Consider the following 17,988-nt stretch of genomic DNA (forward strand, 5'->3'; position numbering starts at 1 on the left):
CATGGAACAAGAATTAATCCGTCAAACGCCGCTGTGGGCTGAAAACTGGCCAATCGCCTATTCAGTTCTTCAAGCGATTGTGATCTTACTGGTTGTGGTATTGATCGCTGCGTTGATGTCTTTTATTGAACGTCGTTTACTCGGCTTGTGGCAAGACCGTTACGGTCCGAACCGTGTAGGTCCGGGCGGTATGTTCCAGATTGTTGCCGACATGCTGAAAATCATGTTCAAAGAAGACTGGACACCAAAATTTGCTGACAAATTGACTTTCCGTATGGCTCCAGCAGTTGCGATGGCAACTGCGGTGCTATCGTTCATGGTTATTCCTGTTTCACCTTATCTAGGTGTTTCAGACATGAGCATCGGTCTATTGTTCTTTATGGCAATGGCTGGTATTGCGGTATACGCAGTATTGTTCGGTGGTTGGTCATCAAATAACAAATACGCATTACTTGGTGGTTTACGTTCTGCTGCTCAAACCATTTCTTATGAAGTGTTCTTGGGTATTTCACTGATGGGTGTGGTTGCGATTGCAGGCTCATTCAATATGCGTGAAATTGTTGAAGCTCAACGTGATGTTTGGTTTGTTATTCCTCAGTTCTTAGGCTTCTTGATCTTCGTGGTTGCGGGTGTTGCGGTAACTCACCGTCATCCATTTGACCAACCAGAAGCAGAACAAGAATTGGCGGAAGGTTACCATGTCGAATACGGCGGTATGAAATGGGGTATGTTCTTCGTTGCGGAATACGTCAACGTCGTACTGATCTCTGCATTAATCGTGACTTTATTCTTCGGTGGTTGGTTAGCGCCTTTCAACCTAGATATTCCATTCATTCCAGCTGCGTTCTGGTTCATTATTAAAACAGCATTCTTTGTCATGATGTTTGTCTTGGCTCGTGGTTCTTTAATGCGTCCACGTTATGACCAAGTCATGAACTTTGGTTGGAAAATTTGCTTGCCATTGGCGTTGGTTAACCTTCTGGTAACTGGTGCTGTGATTCTGATGAATCAGGCCTAAGACAGCAGGGAGAATAAAATGTTTAAATTTCTAGCTGGATTTGGGTCAATTGTACGTTCGTTGTGGATGGTATTCTCACACGCGACACGTAAACGTGACACCATTTTATATCCAGAGGTTAAAGCGGAAGACATCGTACCACCACGTTTCCGTGGTCGTATCGTGTTAACGCGTGACCCTGATGGTGAAGAGCGCTGCGTTGCATGTAACCTTTGTGCGGTTGCATGTCCAGTCGGTTGTATTTCACTACAAAAAGCTGAAAAAGAAGATGGTCGTTGGTATCCGGAATTTTTCCGTATCAACTTCTCACGTTGTATTTTCTGCGGTATGTGTGAAGAAGCATGTCCTACGACTGCGATTCAAATGACACCTGACTTTGAGTTAGGTGAGTATGTTCGTCAGGACTTAGTATATGAGAAAGAAAACCTTCTTATCTCAGGTCCTGGTAAATACCCAGACTATAACTTCTACCGCGTAACAGGTATGGCTGTTGCCGGTAAAGATAAAGGTCAGGCTCAACGCGAAAGCACACCAGTTGATGTACGGAGTCTATTACCATGATGTGGCCATTTTATTTGATGGCGCTTGTGGCCATCGTCTCTACCGTTCGTGTTGTAACTAACACGAACCCAGTACACGCTTTATTAAGCTTGATTATCTCTTTACTTGCAGTTGCAGGTATCTTCATGATCGTGGGTGCGCCGTTTGCCGGTGCCCTCGAAATTATCGTTTACGCTGGCGCAATCATGGTGCTATTCGTATTCGTCGTGATGATGCTGAATCTTGGTCAAAATACAGTTGAACAAGAAAGCAAATGGCTGACTTCTTCAGCGTGGGCATATCCTGCGTTGATGAGCTTCCTGATGGGTCTAATCCTTGTTTGGATGTTGAAGTCAGACTACACAACTGCTGGCACTGTCATGGGTGCTCAAGTTGTCGGTCCGAAAGAAGTGGGTACTTCACTCTTTACTCAGTACTTATTGCTGGTTGAAGTTGCTGCGATGTTATTGCTTGGCGCACTTGTCGCTGCATTCCATCTTGGCAAACGTGAGCCAGGTGCAGAAGAGGACAAAGAATAATGGGCAACATCCCTTTAGAACATGGTTTGATCGTTGCAACCATTCTTTTTGCACTGGGTTTTTACGGTGTGATGGTTCGACGCAACCTACTATTTATTTTAATGAGCCTTGAAATCATGATGAACGCTGCTGCATTAGCGTTCGTTTTGGCAGGAAGCGCATGGGCACAGCCAGACGGTCAAGTGATGTTTATCTTGATCTTAACGCTTGCTGCAGCAGAGGCTTGTATCGGTCTTGCGATCGTCCTTCAGTTCTATCATCGCTTCCATCATCTGGATGTGGATGCTGCTAGTGAGATGCGCGGATGAGTTATTTATATTTAACAGTACTTTTCCCGCTAATTGGTTTTATCCTGTTGGCGGCAGGTCGTAAAAGCCTTCCTGAATCAGTTGCTGCAATTATTGGTGCAGGTTCAGTTGGTCTTTCAGCTTTATTTGCATTAATTGCCGGTATCGACTTTGTTAATAATGGTTCAGTTGCAACAACTCAGCATCTTTGGACTTGGTTCAGTGCAGGTAACTTAGCACCGGGCTTCACGCTTCATTTAGATGGCTTATCATTATTGATGATGGGCATGATTACAGGTGTGGGTTTCTTAATTCACATCTTTGCAACATGGTACATGCGTGGCGAAGAAGACTTTGCACGTTTCTTCTCATATTTCAACCTATTCGTGGCAAGCATGCTGCTTTTAGTGTTGGGTGACAACTTAGCGTTGTTATTCTTGGGTTGGGAAGGTGTAGGTCTATGTTCATACCTATTGATTGGTTACTACTACCAAACACCTGCAAACGGTTTTGCTGCAATTAAAGCATTCACTGTGACACGTGTGGGTGACGTATTCCTACTGATCGCATTGTTCTTGATCTACCAACAATTCGGCACTTTAAACATTGCAGAAGTTGTAGCTGCTGCGCCAACAGTTTTGGCTCAGAGTTCTTCGATTGCGATTTGGACTGCATTGATGTTGTTCTTGGGTGCTGCAGGTAAATCTGCTCAGATCCCATTACAAACATGGTTGGCAGATGCGATGGCTGGTCCTACACCAGTATCTGCATTGATCCACGCAGCAACAATGGTAACAGCGGGTGTTTACCTATGTAGCCGTATGTTCAGCGTGTTTGAACAAGCGCCAGAAGTGATGATGTTCATCTCAATCACGGGTGCAGTGACATTGTTAGTAGCAGGCTTTGCTGCATTGGTACAAACAGACATCAAACGTATTCTTGCTTACTCTACTATGAGTCAGTTGGGTTATATGTTTATGGCTGTAGGTGCTGAAGCTTACCAAGCTGGTCTATTCCACATGCTGACTCACGCATTCTTCAAGGCATTATTATTCTTGTCTTCTGGTGCTGTGATTTTGGCTTACCATCATGAACAAAACATCTTCAAGATGGGTGGTCTATTCCACAAAAACAAATTCTTGTTTGCTTGTTTCGCGATTGGTGGCGGTGCATTGGCTGCGATTCCATTCATCACGATCGGCTTCTTCTCGAAAGATGCGATTCTTGGTGCGGTATGGGTGAAAGGTCAAGCGATTGCAGTTTATGACTGCTTGTACTGGACTGGTGTAGCAGGTGCGTTCTTAACTTCAATTTATACATTCCGTCTTATTTGGGTTGTATTCTTTGGTAAAGAAAACACGCCTTACCACGAAATCAAAGGTGTTACTTACTGGGGTCCATTGGCGATTCTTGCAGTGCTTTCAACTGGTTTAGCTTATGTATTAAAAGCACCAGTAACGAATATTTTAAATGCTGCACAAATCCCAGCGTTTAATATTCCAGAAGCGCTAGAACATGGTATGCATAGCGCTGAATACACAGCTGTTGGTATTGCACTTGCAGGTCTTGCAGTTGGTGTGGTGTTATTTGCCTTTGCTTATGGTGCAGTGAAATCGTTCGCGAAAACTTCACTGGGCGCGGGTCTGGCAAATATCTGTCGTAATGCACTTGGTTTCGATGCTTTGTACAACATTGTTTTCGTTAAGCCTTATTTGCTACTGGCTAAAATCTTTGGTCGTGATCCAATTGACGGCTTATGGCTTGTATTGCCTGCACTTGTTAAAGGCGGTAATAGCTTTACAAGTTCACGTCAAACAGGTTCATTGCGTGAATACGCATCTAGTATGGCATTCGGTACGTTTGCATTACTATTGATCCTGGTCGTGATTCAGGTCGTGGGGAAATAAAATGGAAACTCCAAACAATTTAATTCTACCCGCTCTGATCCTTATTCCGTTCATTGCAGGTTTTGTATGCTGGCTTGTCGATAAACTCGACAAGCACTTACCACGCTATATTGCCTTAATTGGTATGCTATTAACGTTGGTGTTAACCGTCGTTTTATGGCAAAGCGGTACTTATAACTACGAGTTGGGTACACAAGCTCCACAGTGGGCTGCTCAATTTAACCTACCGTGGATTACCACTTTAGGCATTAACATTCACCTTGCGGTCGATGGTCTTTCACTGCTTATGGTAGGTTTAACTGCATTACTGGGTGTACTTGCAGTTGGCTGTTCATGGGGTGAGATTCAAAAGAATGTTGGTTTCTTCCACTTAAACCTACTGTGGTCTTTAGGTGGTGTGATCGGTGTATTCTTAGCGATTGACATGTTCCTATTCTTCTTCTTCTGGGAGATGATGCTGGTACCAATCTATTTCTTGATCGCACTTTGGGGTCATAAAGGGGCAGAAGGTAAGTCACGCGTTTACGCTGCAACTAAATTCTTTATCTATACTCAGGTTGCGGGTCTGATCATGTTGATCGGTATCTTGGGTCTAGTGGTTGTTGGCTTCCAACTTCACGGTCAAATCAGCTTTAACTATGACTTCTTGATGAGTGTTGCACACACTGTTGAGGCGAAAGCTCCAGCACTTGCGTATGCATTCATGATCTGTATGTTCATTGGTTTTGCGGTAAAACTTCCAGTTTTCCCATTACACGGCTGGTTACCAGATGCACATGCACAAGCACCTACAGCGGGTTCTGTCGACCTTGCAGGTATCTTGATTAAAACTGCGGCTTATGGTCTTTTACGTTTCGTTATTCCATTCTTCCCGGTAGCATCTGCTCAGTTTGCTGACATCGCGATCATTCTTGGTCTAATCGGTATTTTCTACGGTGCATGGTGTGCATTCCAACAAACAGACATGAAACGTCTGCTTGCGTACACATCTATTTCGCACATGGGCTTCGTACTTCTTGCCTTGTATGCAGGTAACATCCTGACATTCCAAGGCTTGATGATTATGATGCTGGCTCACGGTCTATCTTCTGCTGCATTGTTCATTATGTGTGGTCAGGTTTACGAACGTCTGCATACACGTGACATGCGTTTGATGGGCGGTATTCGTGGTCAGTTCCAATACCTTTCATTCTTCTTAATGTTCTTTGTTGCGGCACTTGTAGGTATTCCGGGTCTAGGTAACTTCATCGGTGAATTCCTGATCTTGATGGGTTCTTATGACAAGTTCCCTGTGTATACAATCCTTGCTGCAGTAAGCTTAGTATTTGCCGGTCTTTACGGTTTAATCCTGATCCACAAAGCGTTGTTTGGTACACCAAACGAAGAACAAAAACAGCATTACGCAAATCCGTTGAAAGACTTAAATGCGCGTGAAGTTGTGATTCTTTTAATCTGTGCTCTTGGTCTAGTATGGCTTGGTCTATTCCCACAAAGCTTCCTTGATATTTCAAATTCAAGCATGGCGTGGATTGCAAATAGCTATATCCCAGTTCAAGAAGTCGTTGATGTTGTGCAGCAGATTGCTGTACAACCTGAAAATGTGGAGATGCAATAAGCCATGGACTTCACAATGTCATTTTCTGAGCTTATGCCATTAGCTCCTGTGATGATCGTGGCTTTAACTGCGATCGTCGTGATGTTGCTAATTGCAATCAAGCGTAACCACAATTTAGTTGCAACGACTTCCGTTATCGGTCTGAACCTTGCAGCCTTTTATATTATTTTTGTTTTCGTTGCAGGGCAGTATGCACCTGCAAATGTAATGAATTTGTTCATCGTAGATCCATTTACGATGTTGTACCAATTCGTGATTTTGATTGCAGCACTTGCTTGCTGCACATTGTCACATGCGTATATCGAAACCTATAAAGATAACCGTGAAGAACTTTATATCTTGATGCTGTGCTCTGTAACAGGTGCATTGTTAATGGTTGCAAGTTCTCACTATGCGTCATTCTTTATCAGCCTTGAGTTAATGTCGATTCCTGTATACGGCCTATTGGCTTATACACACCAACGTTCACAGTCGCTTGAAGCGGGTGTGAAATACTTGGTGCTTTCAGCAACCGCTTCTGCGATGTTGTTGATGGGTATGGCTTATGTATATGCGTATACAGGTACAATGGCATTCGTTGCTGAACCAGGCAAAATGTTCACAACATTCAGCCAACCGGGTGTAGTCCTTGGTCTTGCACTGATTGTATTTGCTGTTGCATTTAAATTGTCTCTTGCGCCATTCCACAAATGGACACCAGACGTGTATGCAGGTGCGCCAGCGCCAATCGCGACATTCTTAGCGACTGTGGCTAAAGTGGCAATGATCGGTCTATTCGTTCGTTACTTCTTAGCTTCTGGCTTAATCCTTTCTGACAGCTTCATCACGATCGTGACCATCATTGCAGTATTGTCTATCCTTGCGGGTAACTTACTAGCAGTACGTCAAGTGAACTTGAAACGTATCCTTGCATACTCTTCAATCGCTCACTTTGGTTACTTACTTGTTGCGATTGTCAGTGCACGTAATACTGACTTTGTTCAAGTACAAGGCTTTGCAACATTTAGCAGCGTCAACGTTTATGTGATTACTTATGTATTAACAACGATTGGTGCGTTCGGTGTTGTGACACTGATGTCTAGCCCTTACAACAACAAAGACGAAGCAGGTAGCCTTGCTGAGTACCGTGGTTTGTTCTGGCGTCGTCCAGTGTTGACTGCAACACTCACTGTCATGATGTTATCTCTTGCAGGTATCCCATTAACAGCGGGCTTTATTGGTAAGTTCCTTGTGATTAAAACAGCAGTTGCTGGTGGTTCATGGTTCTTAGCTGCGATGGTGATCCTTGGTTCAGGTATCGGTTTGTACTACTACCTACGTGTGATGGTTGTGATGTACATGACTCCACCAGATAACCCACGTATCGACGCTGTCGATCATTGGGGTCAAAAAGTGGGTGGTATTATGGTGCTTGGCGCAGCTGCTCTTGTGTTGTTGATCGGTGTATATCCAGATCCAATCATTGCAGTTTCTCAAGTGGCATACTTTGCAATCTCACCTGAATTACAACAGTTCATTTTTAGCTTAATTCAAAGTGGTTTTAACTAATGAATTAAGCAATTAATTTGCTTATTACAAAAAAGCCTCCTGTAAAGGGGGCTTTTTTATTTTTATCATTTGTTAAATAGCTTTATAATGGTTGAAATTTTATCTTAACCTTTTAGGTGTTCTCCCGTGGCTATCCATGAAATCCGTCATCCGCTTATTCGACATAAACTCGGCTTACTTCGTCGTGCAGACATTAGTACTAAAAACTTCCGTGAGCTTGCTCAAGAAGTGACTATGCTTCTGACTTATGAAGCAACGAAAGATTTACCAATGGTCGATCATGAAATTGATGGTTGGAATGGTAAAGTAACTGTAGATCGTATTGCCGGTAAAAAAATAACAGTTGTACCGATTTTACGTGCAGGTATTGGTATGTTGGATGGTTTCTTAAACCTGATTCCAAGTGCGAAAGTATCTGTATTGGGTTTAGAGCGTGATGAAGAAACTTTAGAAGCGCGTACTTACTACAAAAAATTAGTACCAGACGTACAAAACCGTTTAGCGATGATTATTGACCCAATGCTTGCAACAGGTTCATCGCTCGTTGCTGCTATTGACGTTCTAAAAGCCAGTGGTTGTAAAGATATTCGTGTCATGGTGCTTGTTGCCGCTCCAGAAGGCATTAAACGTGTGAATGAAACTCACCCAGATGTGATCATTTACACAGCATCTGTAGACCAAGGTTTAAATGAAAACGGTTATATCGTTCCTGGTCTTGGTGATGCAGGCGATAAAATTTTCGGTTCAGTTCAAAAAGACTAATTTTTGCATCATGAACAGAAAAGGGGCTTTTATAGCCTCTTTTTTATATACTAAAGACATTGGCATAAATGGAATAGGGTACTTTATGAAGTCCGAACAATATAAAGGTAAAGTGAAGCAGTACAATCCTGAAAAGGGCTTTGGCTTTCTTTCATGTGAAGAAGGTGATGTATTTTTCCATATCTCTGACTTTCCCGCAGATGGTGTCGAGCCAAAACGTAATGATCGTGTGAAATTTAATGTGGTGAAAAATGGTGATCGTTATAAAGCCATAAACATTGAGCGTGAAGAAGACAAATCTGCAAAAGCTAAAAAATCTAAAGTCGTAGCAAATAACCAGTCAATTACTTCAGCTTTGCTTTCGAATTTGCGTAAATAATGTGATTGTAAGATTTCATGGAAATCTTTGAAATTGAAAAAGAGGTCTATAGGGCCTCTTTTTTTATTATCATAAGAGTATTAAAAGAAAAGATGAGAGACAATTTTTATGTTTAAAGAGGGGAAAATCAAAAGCTATAACGTTGAGCGCGGCTTTGGATTTATACAACAAGATCAAGCACAGGATTTATTTTTTTCATATTCGTGATTTTCCTAGCCGACACATCGAACCACGTGTTGGAGAAAATCTCAAATACAGGATTGAAGCAGATCAAGGTAAATTTAAAGCGGTAAATATCATCCGTTTAGATTTGAAAAAAGAGCAGTCCACTCATGAACAGATAAATCCGTCATTTGAATCAATGACAGATCGAGTGAATGATCAAGTTACTCGTCACGATATAGCCAAAGGCACAGTCTGGGGCAGTAAAATCTTCAGCATGATTGGACTCATTGTAATTGTAGTATTAGCTGTGGCTGTATATGGGAAATATCAGCAGTACCAAGAACAGAAGCAGCTGCATTTACAACAGCTCATGCAAGAAAATGAAAATATTGTAAAAGAACAACGAAAAGCACAGGGGGATTTACCCGATCGGGTGCTGTCTGAGCAAGGTGAAAAAAATCTATACGGCACAGCTTCAACGCAGGCTCAGTCTGTTGTTCGAGACACTGTGCCAGCTCATGCTTCAAGTGATACGCCATGGGCGGCAGAGAAAGCACAGTTTAGTTGTGATGGGCGTACACATTGTAGTCAGATGAAATCTTATGAAGAAGCGGTGTATTTTCTACAACATTGTCCAGGTACGAAAATGGACGGAAACAACGACGGAATACCTTGCGAACGCCAATTTAATAAATAAAAAAAGCGCCATTAGGCGCTTTTTAGTTTAAACAGATTTTTCACAAAATTGCATAAAGGCTTTGAGACCCGGTCCTTGGTATTTCTGACGATGTACCAACATAAATAATGGACGGGCAAGTTGCCAAAACGGCGTATCTAAAACCACCAATTGACCTTTTTCACGTAAAGGCTCAATCGCAAGTTTAGAAATACATGACATACCAAGACCACCTGCCACGATTTTTAGAATGGCTTCGTTATGACCCAAGGTTAAACGTATATTGGCATCTGGCAGGTCTTTTAAAATTGCGTTGTCAAATACTTCACGTGTGCCTGACCCTTCTTCACGTAAGATCCATTCCACGTTATCAAAGTCAGCCGCAGTTAGCGCACGATCCAGCTTCGCTAAGGGATGCTCTGGTGAACAGCACACCGCAAGTTCATCGTCACGCCAGTGAATACATTGCAACTGTGGCAGGTGGCATGAACCTTCAATTAAGGCCAAATCCAACTGAAATTGGTTTACCGCTTCAATCATTTGGCGGGTATTGCCGACTTGAAGTTGTAAATGTGCTTGAGGTTGAATCTGTAGGAAATCTGCCATGAGGTCTGGCATCAAGTAGTCACTGATAGTTAGGGTCGCACCTAAACGCAGATCAATACTTTGTAGTTCGCCTTTCGCTGCTTGTTCAAAAGCTTCACAGCGCCCTAAAATTTCCAAAGCTTGTGGCAATAAAAAACGACCCAAGTCATTCAATTGCAAGCGTTTACCAAGTCGGTCAAACAGTGGAGCACCGAGACCATCTTCGAGGTCTGCCAATGCCATACTTGCTGCACTTTGAGTAAGTTTGACAGCATCACTGGCTTTGGTAACGGTACCTTCTTGAGCGACTGCTACAAAAACAGCCAACTGGCGTAAAGTCATGCGCATGAATCAGGCCTTAACATTTAAAAAATATTAATAAATTATGCTGTCATGCTAACATGAGCACAGTCTGTCACGCCACGTTCAAATCATGTCAATTGAAAAATTTAGCTTAGAAAAGGTTTTATCTGTACACCGTTGGACCAATACTTTGTTCAGTTTTACCATGACACGCCCTGCACATTTTAAATTCACCGCTGGTCAGTTCGCACGAATTGGTTTGAAAGTGGGCGATGAATTGGTGGTTCGTGCCTATTCTGTGGTGTCGTCACCTTTTGATGAAACTTTAGAATTTTTCTCTATCGTCGTTCCAGATGGTGCGTTTACTTCAAATTTGCAGCATCTACAAGTGGGCGATGAGCTGTATTTAGAAAAAATACCATATGGCTTCCTTACCTTGGCGCGTTATCAGTTGCCATTGCCGAAGGACTTATGGCTGTTGGGGACAGGAACGGGTCTTGCACCATTTTTATCAATGCTACAAGACTTTGAAACGTGGTCTAAATACGAAAAAATTAATCTAGTCTACAGTGTGCGCACCGTATCAGAACTGGCTTATGTAGAGCGGATTCAAGAAATCGCCGAGACCTTTGGTGAAGGGCATACGGGCTTCAAATTTATTCCTATTGTGACACGTGATCCAAATGCACCATTGCATGACCGTCTACCAGTTTTAATTGAAAATGGCGAGTTAGAACAGGCGGCGGGCTTAGCGTTTAATGTGGAAACGACGCATGTCATGTTGTGTGGTAATCCACAAATGGTTGATGATACCAAAGCAGCATTAAAGGCGCGTGGTTTGACTATGAACCGTCGTGGTGAAGGAAATATTGCTGTAGAAAATTATTGGTAATCTGCCATGAAAAAAAGCTCATCGATGGATGAGCTTTTTTATTTTCGGAAATTAAATACGTTTTGTTGTTAATGCAGAATTTTATTTAAGAACTGCTGCGCTCGTTCACCACGAGGGGCATTAAAGAAATCATCTTTACTGCAGTCTTCCATAATTTTTCCTTGATCCATAAAGATCACACGGTCCGCAACCTGACGCGCGAAGCCCATCTCATGGGTTACACACATCATGGTCATACCTTCTTTGGCAAGACCCACCATCACATCAAGCACTTCGTTAATCATCTCTGGATCAAGTGCCGAAGTCGGTTCATCAAACAGCATGGCAATCGGGTCCATACTGAGCGCACGTGCAATCGCAACACGTTGTTGTTGTCCACCTGATAACTGTGCAGGGAATTTAGCGGCATGCGCACTTAAACCCACACGGTCTAAATAAGCCAAACCTTTTTTCTTGGCTTCGGCTTCTGATCGACCCAAGACTTTAACCTGCGCAATGGTCAGGTTTTCGGTAATGGATAAATGTGGAAACAATTCAAAGTGCTGGAACACCATGCCGACACGACTACGCAATTTATTTAAATCGGTTTTTGGGTCATTAATGGAAATACCGTCGACTAAAATCGTACCGGCCTGAAAAGGCTCAAGTCCATTAACGGTTTTAATGAGCGTTGATTTACCTGAACCTGAAGGTCCACACACTACAACCACTTCACCTTGTTTAATTTGAGTCGTGCAATCGGTAAGCACTTGAAAATCTTTATACCATTTACTGACATTTTGGAGGTCAATCATCGTTTTTTGATCGGTCATACACTTAACCTCCGTTGTAATTTTTTAACTGCATAGGTAGCGATCATACTAATAGTGAAATACACCAGACCGGCAAACAGAATGTATTGAGTTAACAATGACATGAGGTCGCCTCGAACATAGTTGGTGCGGAAAAAGTCTAACAGTCCGATGGCATAAACCATGGTTGAATCTTGGAACAGAATGATGGTTTGCTGTAAAAGCAGTGGCGTCATTTTGCGAAAAGATTGCGGCAAAATAATTAAGCGCATCGCTTGGCTATAGCTCATACCGAGAGCATAAGCTGCAGAAGTTTGACCTTTAGGAATTGATTGAATCCCTGCACGGACAATCTCTGAAAAGTAAGCTGCTTCAAATAGCATGAAGGCCACGATACTCGACACAAGGGCAGTATCAATCGTTAGATAGTTACCGGTGATTCCTGTGTAGATAAAGGGTACTGCAAAGTAGAACCACATCAGCACCAAGAGCAAAGGAATAGAACGAAAGAGGTTCACATAGCCTTTAGCAAAAATATTAAATGCCTTAATCGAGGACAGGCGCATCAACGCCAATAAAGTCCCAATAAAGACACCACCAATGGTTGCCGTGATCACCACTTTGAGTGTGATACTGAAACCATGCCATAGCGCAGGGCCAGACGCTTGGAGGTCTTGAATAAAAGAAGTGAGCCATTCCATTATTTATCTCCTGCAATTAAGCCAGGAACGCGTAGGCGTTTTTCCAGAAAATTCATGAAACCAATTAAACAGATGTTGATCACGATGAAAATAATGGTGACGTAGGTATAAATTTCGATGGTGTTTTGCGTGTATTCACTGATGGTTTTCATCTGTGAAATGATTTCTGCAACACCGACCAAAGACGCAACTGAGGTGTTTTTGACACAGTTGGTCAACTCAGAGCTGAGAGGTGGCAAAATCGTGCGGAACGACTGCGGTAAGATCACATAGCGGTATAGTTGAGCCGTGCTAAATCCCATGGCATAACCTGCATTGGTTTGCCCCAAAGGAAGCGCTTCAATACCTGTCCTGACTTGCTCACAGACCCGTGCAGCTGTAAAAAGACCCAAGCCGACACTTGCGGAAATTAAGGCGGTCGTATTTGCCCCAAGGTCATTCATCCACCAGCTTTTAATCGCAGCAGGGAGGAAGTTGGGTACAACATAGAACCATATAAACAGTTGAATCAATAAGGGTACATTCCGGAAAATAGTCACGTAGGCCGTACCAATACCTCGTGCTACAGGACTCGGTAGGGTACGCATAATACCCAAGATGCTGCCGAGCACCATCGCAATGCTCCATGCCACCAAAGCGATGACAAACAGCCAGCCGATCCCAATTAAAATCCAATTCAGGTAGGTTGAATCACCTACACCTGTAGATTGGAACAGCACACCCCAATTCCAGCTATAATTCATAGGAACTCCCTATAATGAGCTTAAGCCAAAATCCGTTTGGCTTAAGCATCTTTAGAATGTTTAGGGAAAGTTATTCGTCACGGTCATGTGGATTACTAATCAATGCTTTTAATTGATCAGACATCGGGAAATTTAGATTGATATTTTTTGGTGGAATTGGCGTTTGGAACCATTTTTTATACATGTCATTGATTTCACCAGAGCTATAAGTTGCTTTGATTGCATCATCAACCACTTGTTTAAAGCCAGTATCGCCTTTACGCATCATACAACCATAGATTTCATGAATCGGTGCTGTACCCACGATTTCCCATTTATTAGGATCTTTGGCTTTCGATTTTTCACCTGCCAGCAAAATATCATCCATCATAAATGCTGCTGCACGACCATTTTGTAGCATGAGGAAAGACTCAGCATGGTCTTTGGCAGAAATGACTTCACCAATACCTAACTCTTTTTCATGTTGACGAATGTAACGCTCAGATGTAGTCCCTGCTGTGGTGACTAATTTTTTGCCTTTTAGGTCAGCAAAGTCTTTAACCCCAGAGTCTTTTGCAGTAAGTAAGCGTGAACCCACTTCAAAGAAACCTGTTGAGAAATCTACTTGTTGTTGGCGTTCTTTATTGTTGGTGGTAGAACCACACTCTAAGTCGACGGTGCCATTAGAAACCAATGGAATACGGTTTTGGCTAGTCACTAAGTTATAACGGACTTTTAATTCGGGAAGATTTAATTGCTTTTTAACCGCCTCAACGACTTTTAATTGAAGATCGTGTGCATAACCTACAGGTTGGTTTGGATTATCTGCGATATATGAAAATGGAATCGATGAATCGCGATAGCCTAATACAATCGTGCCGGATTTTTTGATCTTATCTAAAGTCCCTGAGTCAGAAACAGCAGCTTCACTTCCTGCAGCTTTATCCGTTGTAGGTGCTTTATTGTCACTACATGCGCTAAGCCCTAAAGTGAGCGCACTTGCACAGAACAAAGTTGCTAAATGTTTTTTTGACGTCATCGTTAAAACTCCTTTTACCCTGATTTAATATCTACTTTTTATGATCTTGTTTCTCGTTAGATTTTATTGCTTTGTTTTTAAGAATGTTTCAACAATAAAAAAGAGATCATTTTCTACATCTTAGGTGATAAATCGAGCAAGGCTCAAGCAAAATTTATTGCCGAATTGTTACTAAGAGATGGGATAAGTTATGAACATTTTTTATAAGAAGGTTTGCTATAAGTTATTGAATATAAGATAATTTAATTTTATTGTGAAATAAATAATTAAAATAAAAGGGCATAAAAAAACCTCCAAATGGAGGTTTTCGGGATTAAACTTTAGTTTAATCTCTGTATTAATGTACAAACATATCCATAAATTCACGAATTTCTTGAATCGCTGTGTCTACGTCAGCAGTCAACCAAGTCGGTTCAAAAAAGCCAGCATAATGCTCCAGTCGATCTTGGGGAACAACTAAGCGAATCGGACATTCTTCTTCGAGCAAGCGCCAAGGAATAATAGGCACTTCATTATCTAAAAAAGCCGCAATATTTCGAATATCAATCACCATCGCATTGATGCATTCAGGGAATGGCATCACTGAAAACTCTTCAGTACGTCGGCGAAAATATTCCAAATCACCCCATTTCAACACATAACTTGGCTTACTAAATTCAATAATGCCAATAAGATGTTGATCGCGAGTGTAATGAAGGGAACATTGATGAGTGACGTCAGTGTCAAGATCAAGCGTTACACCTTGTTGATGGTACGCCATAGATTTGATAACAGGTGAAAAATAAGGTGCATGATTATAGCTCATTTCATTCATCAAAAGCAGATAATTCCACCGGGCTCAAAAAAGCATTTATTTTGTAAGAGGTCATACAATAAAAAATGCTTTAGATTTAAATATTGCACTTAAATCTTTGCCCGATATTTGCGCCCTTATATATTGATTTATATTTGAAAATAACTCATCTAGCTCCAAAGGAAAGTATATTTATTAAACTTATCATTCGAGATTTATCATTCAAGTTACACGTTTTCACTGATTGTAATTGTTCTTCACACAATACAGGATATTGTATTGCTAGTATAAAAATTCAACTATGAACAACAAAATAGCGAGGGGAATATGACACACGATTTTAATAAACCACCCCATACCACCAGTACGGAAGAAACAACACAAAAAAAACGTATCCCTGTGTACATACTGATCTTAGTGGGTATCTTTTTAATCGCATTATTATTTTATATGTTTGCAGATATGAAACCTTCTGCTTCGGATGCACCGCCTGATCATCCTGCACCCAATGCACAAACTGCGACAGCCAATGATACGACTAGCGGTACAGCTGGGGATGAAGCTGTTGCTAATGATTCAAATACTGCAACTGCGACAGATCGTTGATAATAATTGATGATAAACATGAGTCAGAGTTACATGAGTGCAAGATCTGAACCTTAAGTATCTCTTCAGAGTGACATAAATAAAGCCTTGGTTGTCCCAAGGCTTTTTTACATTCAATTGTGAGCTTTTGTTGGAGTTATGCATACTTTGGTTGATTAAAAAATACACAAAAACTAAGGTGGAAAAGAAAGCTTAAGTTCAAAGCACTAATGCTGTGTGATACGCGGCATACGTAAAAATGCACATAACAACAGATCATGTATAACAATGAGGGCGAACGTATGAATGATTATCTGGGTGGTCCACGTGGCCGTTTTGATGCCATGTATTATTGGGAACAGTTTCACCCCATTTTAAGTGCAGTAGCAATTCTCCTGATAGGTTGGGTCATTGCTTTATTGGTTGCTGCTGGCGTCAAAAAAGTTCTGCAAAAATTAGGTACAAATCAAAAACTTTCAAATGCAACTGGGCACCGTTCCAATGTTGAAAATATAGTCTCCAGAGTTGTGTTCTGGATTATTTTGATCATTGCCGTCATTGGTGCACTCAATGTGCTGAATTTGACCAGTGTCAGCGGCCCATTCAGTAATATGATTCAGCAGTTCTTGTTATTTATTCCACAGCTTTTGGCTGCGGTAGCTGTAGGTTTTATTGGTTGGATCGTGGCAAGTTTGGTCAAAGTCGGTTCAAAGAAACTGCTGGATAAAACCCAACTCGATGAAAAACTCAGTTCTGAGGTTGGCGTCAGCCCAATCAGTCAAAATATCAGTGAAATAGTGTATTGGCTAATCTTGTTACTTTTCCTACCGATTGTTTTATCGATCTTGGGTTTAAACGGTCTCTTGTTCCCAATCCAAAATATGGTCACTGAAGTTGTTTCTTATCTTCCCAATATCTTTATTGCCGGTGTCATCGTCTTTGTTGGTTATATCTTGGCGAAGATTGTACGAGGCATCGTGGAAGGTTTGGTGAACAGTTTGAGTTTGCAGCAGCAAGTCGAAAAAGTGGGCATGTTTAAAAACGCAAAACTTGCTCAAGTTTTGGGTAATTTTGTCTTTGCTATAGTCATTATCACTGCATTAATTGTGGCTTTCGAAGCACTTGGTATCGAGGCGATTTCTCAGCCTGCAACAGCCATGTTACATGAGATCATGTATGCGATACCGAATATTATTGCCGCAGGTTTAATCTTAATCTTGGCCTATGTGGTGTCACGCTTTGTAGCGCGTGTAGTTGTGGATGTGATCTCGGGTACAGGTGTTGATACTGTGCCAGAAAAATTAGACATTCAACGCTTTTTGGGCAAAACCAAAGTGTCGGATGTTGTCGGTTGCCTCATTGTATTTTTCACCATGTTATTTGCGGTATCTGAAGCTGCTAACCGTTTAGGCTTTGAGCAAATCAGTGCCCTTATTGCTATGTTTATCCAGTTCGGTGCAAGTATTTTACTTGGTGCTGTAATCTTGGTGGTGGGTTTCTGGCTTGCCAATATTGTGGCAAATGTGGTGCAACGAGGGGAATATAACAGTTCACGTTGGTTAGGTAATTTGGTCCGTGTGCTGATTATGGGCTTGGTTGTAGCCATGGGCTTGCGTGCCATGGGTATTGCTGACTCGATCGTGAATTTGGCCTTTGGTTTAACCCTCGGTGCGGTTGCAGTTGCTTTCGCTTTGGCCTTTGGTTTAGGTGGTCGCAATCCGGCGGAACGATTGTTATCAGATCTTATCGATAAAGCGAAACGCGAAGCCAATGAACCGAATCCAGTACAGGAGCAGGCAAAGGCGAAAACCACCTTTAATACACCTACATCGTCTGTAGCGAGTCCAACGCCATCAACATCTGTGATGACTTCTGAAGTGAAAACCGATGATGGCTATCCAAACATTCAGCAAGCTGCTCCGGGCGTCAGTGAAAAAGAAACTGCTACACCAGATCGGTTGGATGTAAATCCAAGTGATCAACCACAAAATAATCCATTTGGATCGACAGGCGAGGCTGAAAAACAGGTCGATGCACCTTCGGCACCTGTAACCCCGCCAAAACCAGATGATCCAAATTAAACTATTCTGTCTTTAAAAAATCGGCCACGTTTATGTGGTCGATTTTAATGCTTTATAAGG

At 41.9% G+C, this 17,988-nt stretch carries 20 protein-coding genes; 14 read left to right on the forward strand and 6 right to left on the reverse strand.

The window, feature by feature from the left end:
• Position 1 precedes the first annotated feature (1 nt).
• The 11 genes from nuoH (at position 2) to FTV50_RS00555 (ending at position 9,457) form a co-directional block, all read left to right on the forward strand.
• On the forward strand, positions 2-1,018 hold the full coding sequence (nuoH, locus tag FTV50_RS00510) for an NADH-quinone oxidoreductase subunit NuoH (protein WP_078191100.1): 1,017 nt from the start codon (positions 2-4) through the stop codon (positions 1,016-1,018).
• 18 nt (positions 1,019-1,036) lie between these two features.
• Entirely contained in the window at positions 1,037-1,579 is a 543-nt protein-coding gene (gene nuoI, locus FTV50_RS00515) for an NADH-quinone oxidoreductase subunit NuoI (RefSeq protein WP_078191099.1), read from the forward strand.
• Positions 1,579-2,097 (forward strand): NADH-quinone oxidoreductase subunit J, encoded by a 519-nt coding sequence (nuoJ, locus tag FTV50_RS00520; protein WP_171262661.1) that lies wholly within the window; start codon positions 1,579-1,581, stop codon positions 2,095-2,097. The genes nuoI and nuoJ overlap by 1 nt, the downstream gene beginning before the upstream one ends.
• Positions 2,097-2,405, forward strand: a complete 309-nt coding sequence (nuoK, locus tag FTV50_RS00525; RefSeq protein WP_067665227.1) for an NADH-quinone oxidoreductase subunit NuoK — start codon at positions 2,097-2,099, stop codon at positions 2,403-2,405. Before nuoJ ends, nuoK begins: the two co-directional genes overlap by 1 nt.
• Positions 2,402-4,291 (forward strand): NADH-quinone oxidoreductase subunit L, encoded by a 1,890-nt coding sequence (gene nuoL, locus FTV50_RS00530; RefSeq protein WP_180023142.1) that lies wholly within the window; start codon positions 2,402-2,404, stop codon positions 4,289-4,291. Before nuoK ends, nuoL begins: the two co-directional genes overlap by 4 nt.
• A gap of 1 nt (position 4,292) precedes the next feature.
• Positions 4,293-5,906, forward strand: a complete 1,614-nt coding sequence (gene nuoM / locus FTV50_RS00535) for an NADH-quinone oxidoreductase subunit M (RefSeq protein ID WP_078192291.1) — start codon at positions 4,293-4,295, stop codon at positions 5,904-5,906.
• Between the two features lie 3 nt (positions 5,907-5,909).
• The gene (nuoN, locus tag FTV50_RS00540; RefSeq protein ID WP_180023143.1) at positions 5,910-7,454 is read left to right on the forward strand and encodes an NADH-quinone oxidoreductase subunit NuoN; all 1,545 of its coding nucleotides are present in this window, start codon (positions 5,910-5,912) and stop codon (positions 7,452-7,454) included.
• A 126-nt stretch (positions 7,455-7,580) separates the two neighbouring features.
• A complete protein-coding gene (gene upp / locus FTV50_RS00545) occupies positions 7,581-8,216 on the forward strand; it encodes a uracil phosphoribosyltransferase (protein ID WP_180023144.1) in 636 nt (211 codons plus the stop codon).
• An 85-nt stretch (positions 8,217-8,301) separates the two neighbouring features.
• Complete coding sequence (locus tag FTV50_RS00550; RefSeq protein ID WP_078192288.1) at positions 8,302-8,595, forward strand: cold shock domain-containing protein; 294 nt, start codon at positions 8,302-8,304, stop codon at positions 8,593-8,595.
• A 108-nt stretch (positions 8,596-8,703) separates the two neighbouring features.
• Complete coding sequence (locus FTV50_RS16830; protein WP_306669809.1) at positions 8,704-8,802, forward strand: cold-shock protein; 99 nt, start codon at positions 8,704-8,706, stop codon at positions 8,800-8,802.
• 103 nt (positions 8,803-8,905) lie between these two features.
• Entirely contained in the window at positions 8,906-9,457 is a 552-nt protein-coding gene (locus tag FTV50_RS00555) for an excalibur calcium-binding domain-containing protein (protein ID WP_373683663.1), read from the forward strand.
• Between the two features lie 27 nt (positions 9,458-9,484).
• Here FTV50_RS00555 and gigC read toward each other — a convergent pair whose 3' ends face one another.
• Positions 9,485-10,369, reverse strand: coding sequence for a LysR family transcriptional regulator GigC (gene gigC / locus FTV50_RS00560; RefSeq protein ID WP_078191091.1), 885 nt, complete (start codon positions 10,367-10,369; stop codon positions 9,485-9,487).
• Positions 10,370-10,454: 85 nt separating this feature from the next.
• Here gigC and FTV50_RS00565 point away from each other — a divergent pair, with 85 nt between their 5' ends.
• The gene (locus FTV50_RS00565; RefSeq protein WP_180023145.1) at positions 10,455-11,216 is read left to right on the forward strand and encodes a ferredoxin--NADP reductase; all 762 of its coding nucleotides are present in this window, start codon (positions 10,455-10,457) and stop codon (positions 11,214-11,216) included.
• A gap of 68 nt (positions 11,217-11,284) precedes the next feature.
• On the opposite strand, the gene FTV50_RS00570 is transcribed toward FTV50_RS00565, so the two are convergent.
• The 5 genes from FTV50_RS00570 to FTV50_RS00590 form a co-directional block, all read right to left on the reverse strand.
• Positions 11,285-12,028: an amino acid ABC transporter ATP-binding protein gene (locus tag FTV50_RS00570; protein WP_373683439.1), complete on the reverse strand. Its 744-nt coding sequence runs from the start codon at positions 12,026-12,028 to the stop codon at positions 11,285-11,287.
• Positions 12,025-12,708, reverse strand: coding sequence for an ABC transporter permease subunit (locus FTV50_RS00575; protein ID WP_180023146.1), 684 nt, complete (start codon positions 12,706-12,708; stop codon positions 12,025-12,027). Before FTV50_RS00575 ends, FTV50_RS00570 begins: the two co-directional genes overlap by 4 nt.
• The gene (locus tag FTV50_RS00580) at positions 12,708-13,451 is read right to left on the reverse strand and encodes an amino acid ABC transporter permease (protein WP_078191087.1); all 744 of its coding nucleotides are present in this window, start codon (positions 13,449-13,451) and stop codon (positions 12,708-12,710) included. The genes FTV50_RS00575 and FTV50_RS00580 overlap by 1 nt, the downstream gene beginning before the upstream one ends.
• Positions 13,452-13,521: 70 nt before the next feature.
• Positions 13,522-14,469: a transporter substrate-binding domain-containing protein gene (locus FTV50_RS00585; protein ID WP_180023147.1), complete on the reverse strand. Its 948-nt coding sequence runs from the start codon at positions 14,467-14,469 to the stop codon at positions 13,522-13,524.
• A gap of 337 nt (positions 14,470-14,806) precedes the next feature.
• Entirely contained in the window at positions 14,807-15,229 is a 423-nt protein-coding gene (locus FTV50_RS00590) for a hypothetical protein (RefSeq protein ID WP_078192409.1), read from the reverse strand.
• 360 nt (positions 15,230-15,589) lie between these two features.
• On the opposite strand from FTV50_RS00590, the gene FTV50_RS00595 reads away from it, so the two are divergent.
• Complete coding sequence (locus FTV50_RS00595) at positions 15,590-15,868, forward strand: hypothetical protein (RefSeq protein WP_111884899.1); 279 nt, start codon at positions 15,590-15,592, stop codon at positions 15,866-15,868.
• Between the two features lie 281 nt (positions 15,869-16,149).
• Entirely contained in the window at positions 16,150-17,928 is a 1,779-nt protein-coding gene (locus FTV50_RS00600) for a mechanosensitive ion channel (protein ID WP_180023148.1), read from the forward strand.
• The last annotated feature ends 60 nt before the right edge of the window (positions 17,929-17,988 follow it).

It is taken from the genome of Acinetobacter sp. YH1901134, from assembly GCF_013416965.1.
GTDB lineage: Bacteria > Pseudomonadota > Gammaproteobacteria > Pseudomonadales > Moraxellaceae > Acinetobacter > Acinetobacter amyesii.

Excerpts from the sequence above, each read along its gene's own strand:
- nuoH (WP_078191100.1), top strand. The coding sequence starts at position 2 with ATGGAACAAGAATTAATCCGTCAAACGCCGCTGTGGGCTGAAAACTGG.
- nuoI (WP_078191099.1), top strand. The coding sequence starts at position 1,037 with ATGTTTAAATTTCTAGCTGGATTTGGGTCAATTGTACGTTCGTTGTGG.
- nuoJ (WP_171262661.1), top strand. The coding sequence starts at position 1,579 with ATGTGGCCATTTTATTTGATGGCGCTTGTGGCCATCGTCTCTACCGTT.
- nuoK (WP_067665227.1), top strand. The coding sequence starts at position 2,097 with ATGGGCAACATCCCTTTAGAACATGGTTTGATCGTTGCAACCATTCTT.
- nuoL (WP_180023142.1), top strand. The coding sequence starts at position 2,402 with ATGAGTTATTTATATTTAACAGTACTTTTCCCGCTAATTGGTTTTATC.
- nuoM (WP_078192291.1), top strand. The coding sequence starts at position 4,293 with ATGGAAACTCCAAACAATTTAATTCTACCCGCTCTGATCCTTATTCCG.
- nuoN (WP_180023143.1), top strand. The coding sequence starts at position 5,910 with ATGGACTTCACAATGTCATTTTCTGAGCTTATGCCATTAGCTCCTGTG.
- FTV50_RS00550 (WP_078192288.1), top strand. The coding sequence starts at position 8,302 with ATGAAGTCCGAACAATATAAAGGTAAAGTGAAGCAGTACAATCCTGAA.
- FTV50_RS16830 (WP_306669809.1), top strand. The coding sequence starts at position 8,704 with ATGTTTAAAGAGGGGAAAATCAAAAGCTATAACGTTGAGCGCGGCTTT.
- gigC (WP_078191091.1), bottom strand. The coding sequence starts at position 10,369 with ATGCGCATGACTTTACGCCAGTTGGCTGTTTTTGTAGCAGTCGCTCAA.
- FTV50_RS00565 (WP_180023145.1), top strand. The coding sequence starts at position 10,455 with ATGTCAATTGAAAAATTTAGCTTAGAAAAGGTTTTATCTGTACACCGT.
- FTV50_RS00570 (WP_373683439.1), bottom strand. The coding sequence starts at position 12,028 with ATGACCGATCAAAAAACGATGATTGACCTCCAAAATGTCAGTAAATGG.
- FTV50_RS00575 (WP_180023146.1), bottom strand. The coding sequence starts at position 12,708 with ATGGAATGGCTCACTTCTTTTATTCAAGACCTCCAAGCGTCTGGCCCT.
- FTV50_RS00580 (WP_078191087.1), bottom strand. The coding sequence starts at position 13,451 with ATGAATTATAGCTGGAATTGGGGTGTGCTGTTCCAATCTACAGGTGTA.
- FTV50_RS00585 (WP_180023147.1), bottom strand. The coding sequence starts at position 14,469 with ATGACGTCAAAAAAACATTTAGCAACTTTGTTCTGTGCAAGTGCGCTC.
- FTV50_RS00590 (WP_078192409.1), bottom strand. The coding sequence starts at position 15,229 with ATGGCGTACCATCAACAAGGTGTAACGCTTGATCTTGACACTGACGTC.
- FTV50_RS00595 (WP_111884899.1), top strand. The coding sequence starts at position 15,590 with ATGACACACGATTTTAATAAACCACCCCATACCACCAGTACGGAAGAA.
- FTV50_RS00600 (WP_180023148.1), top strand. The coding sequence starts at position 16,150 with ATGAATGATTATCTGGGTGGTCCACGTGGCCGTTTTGATGCCATGTAT.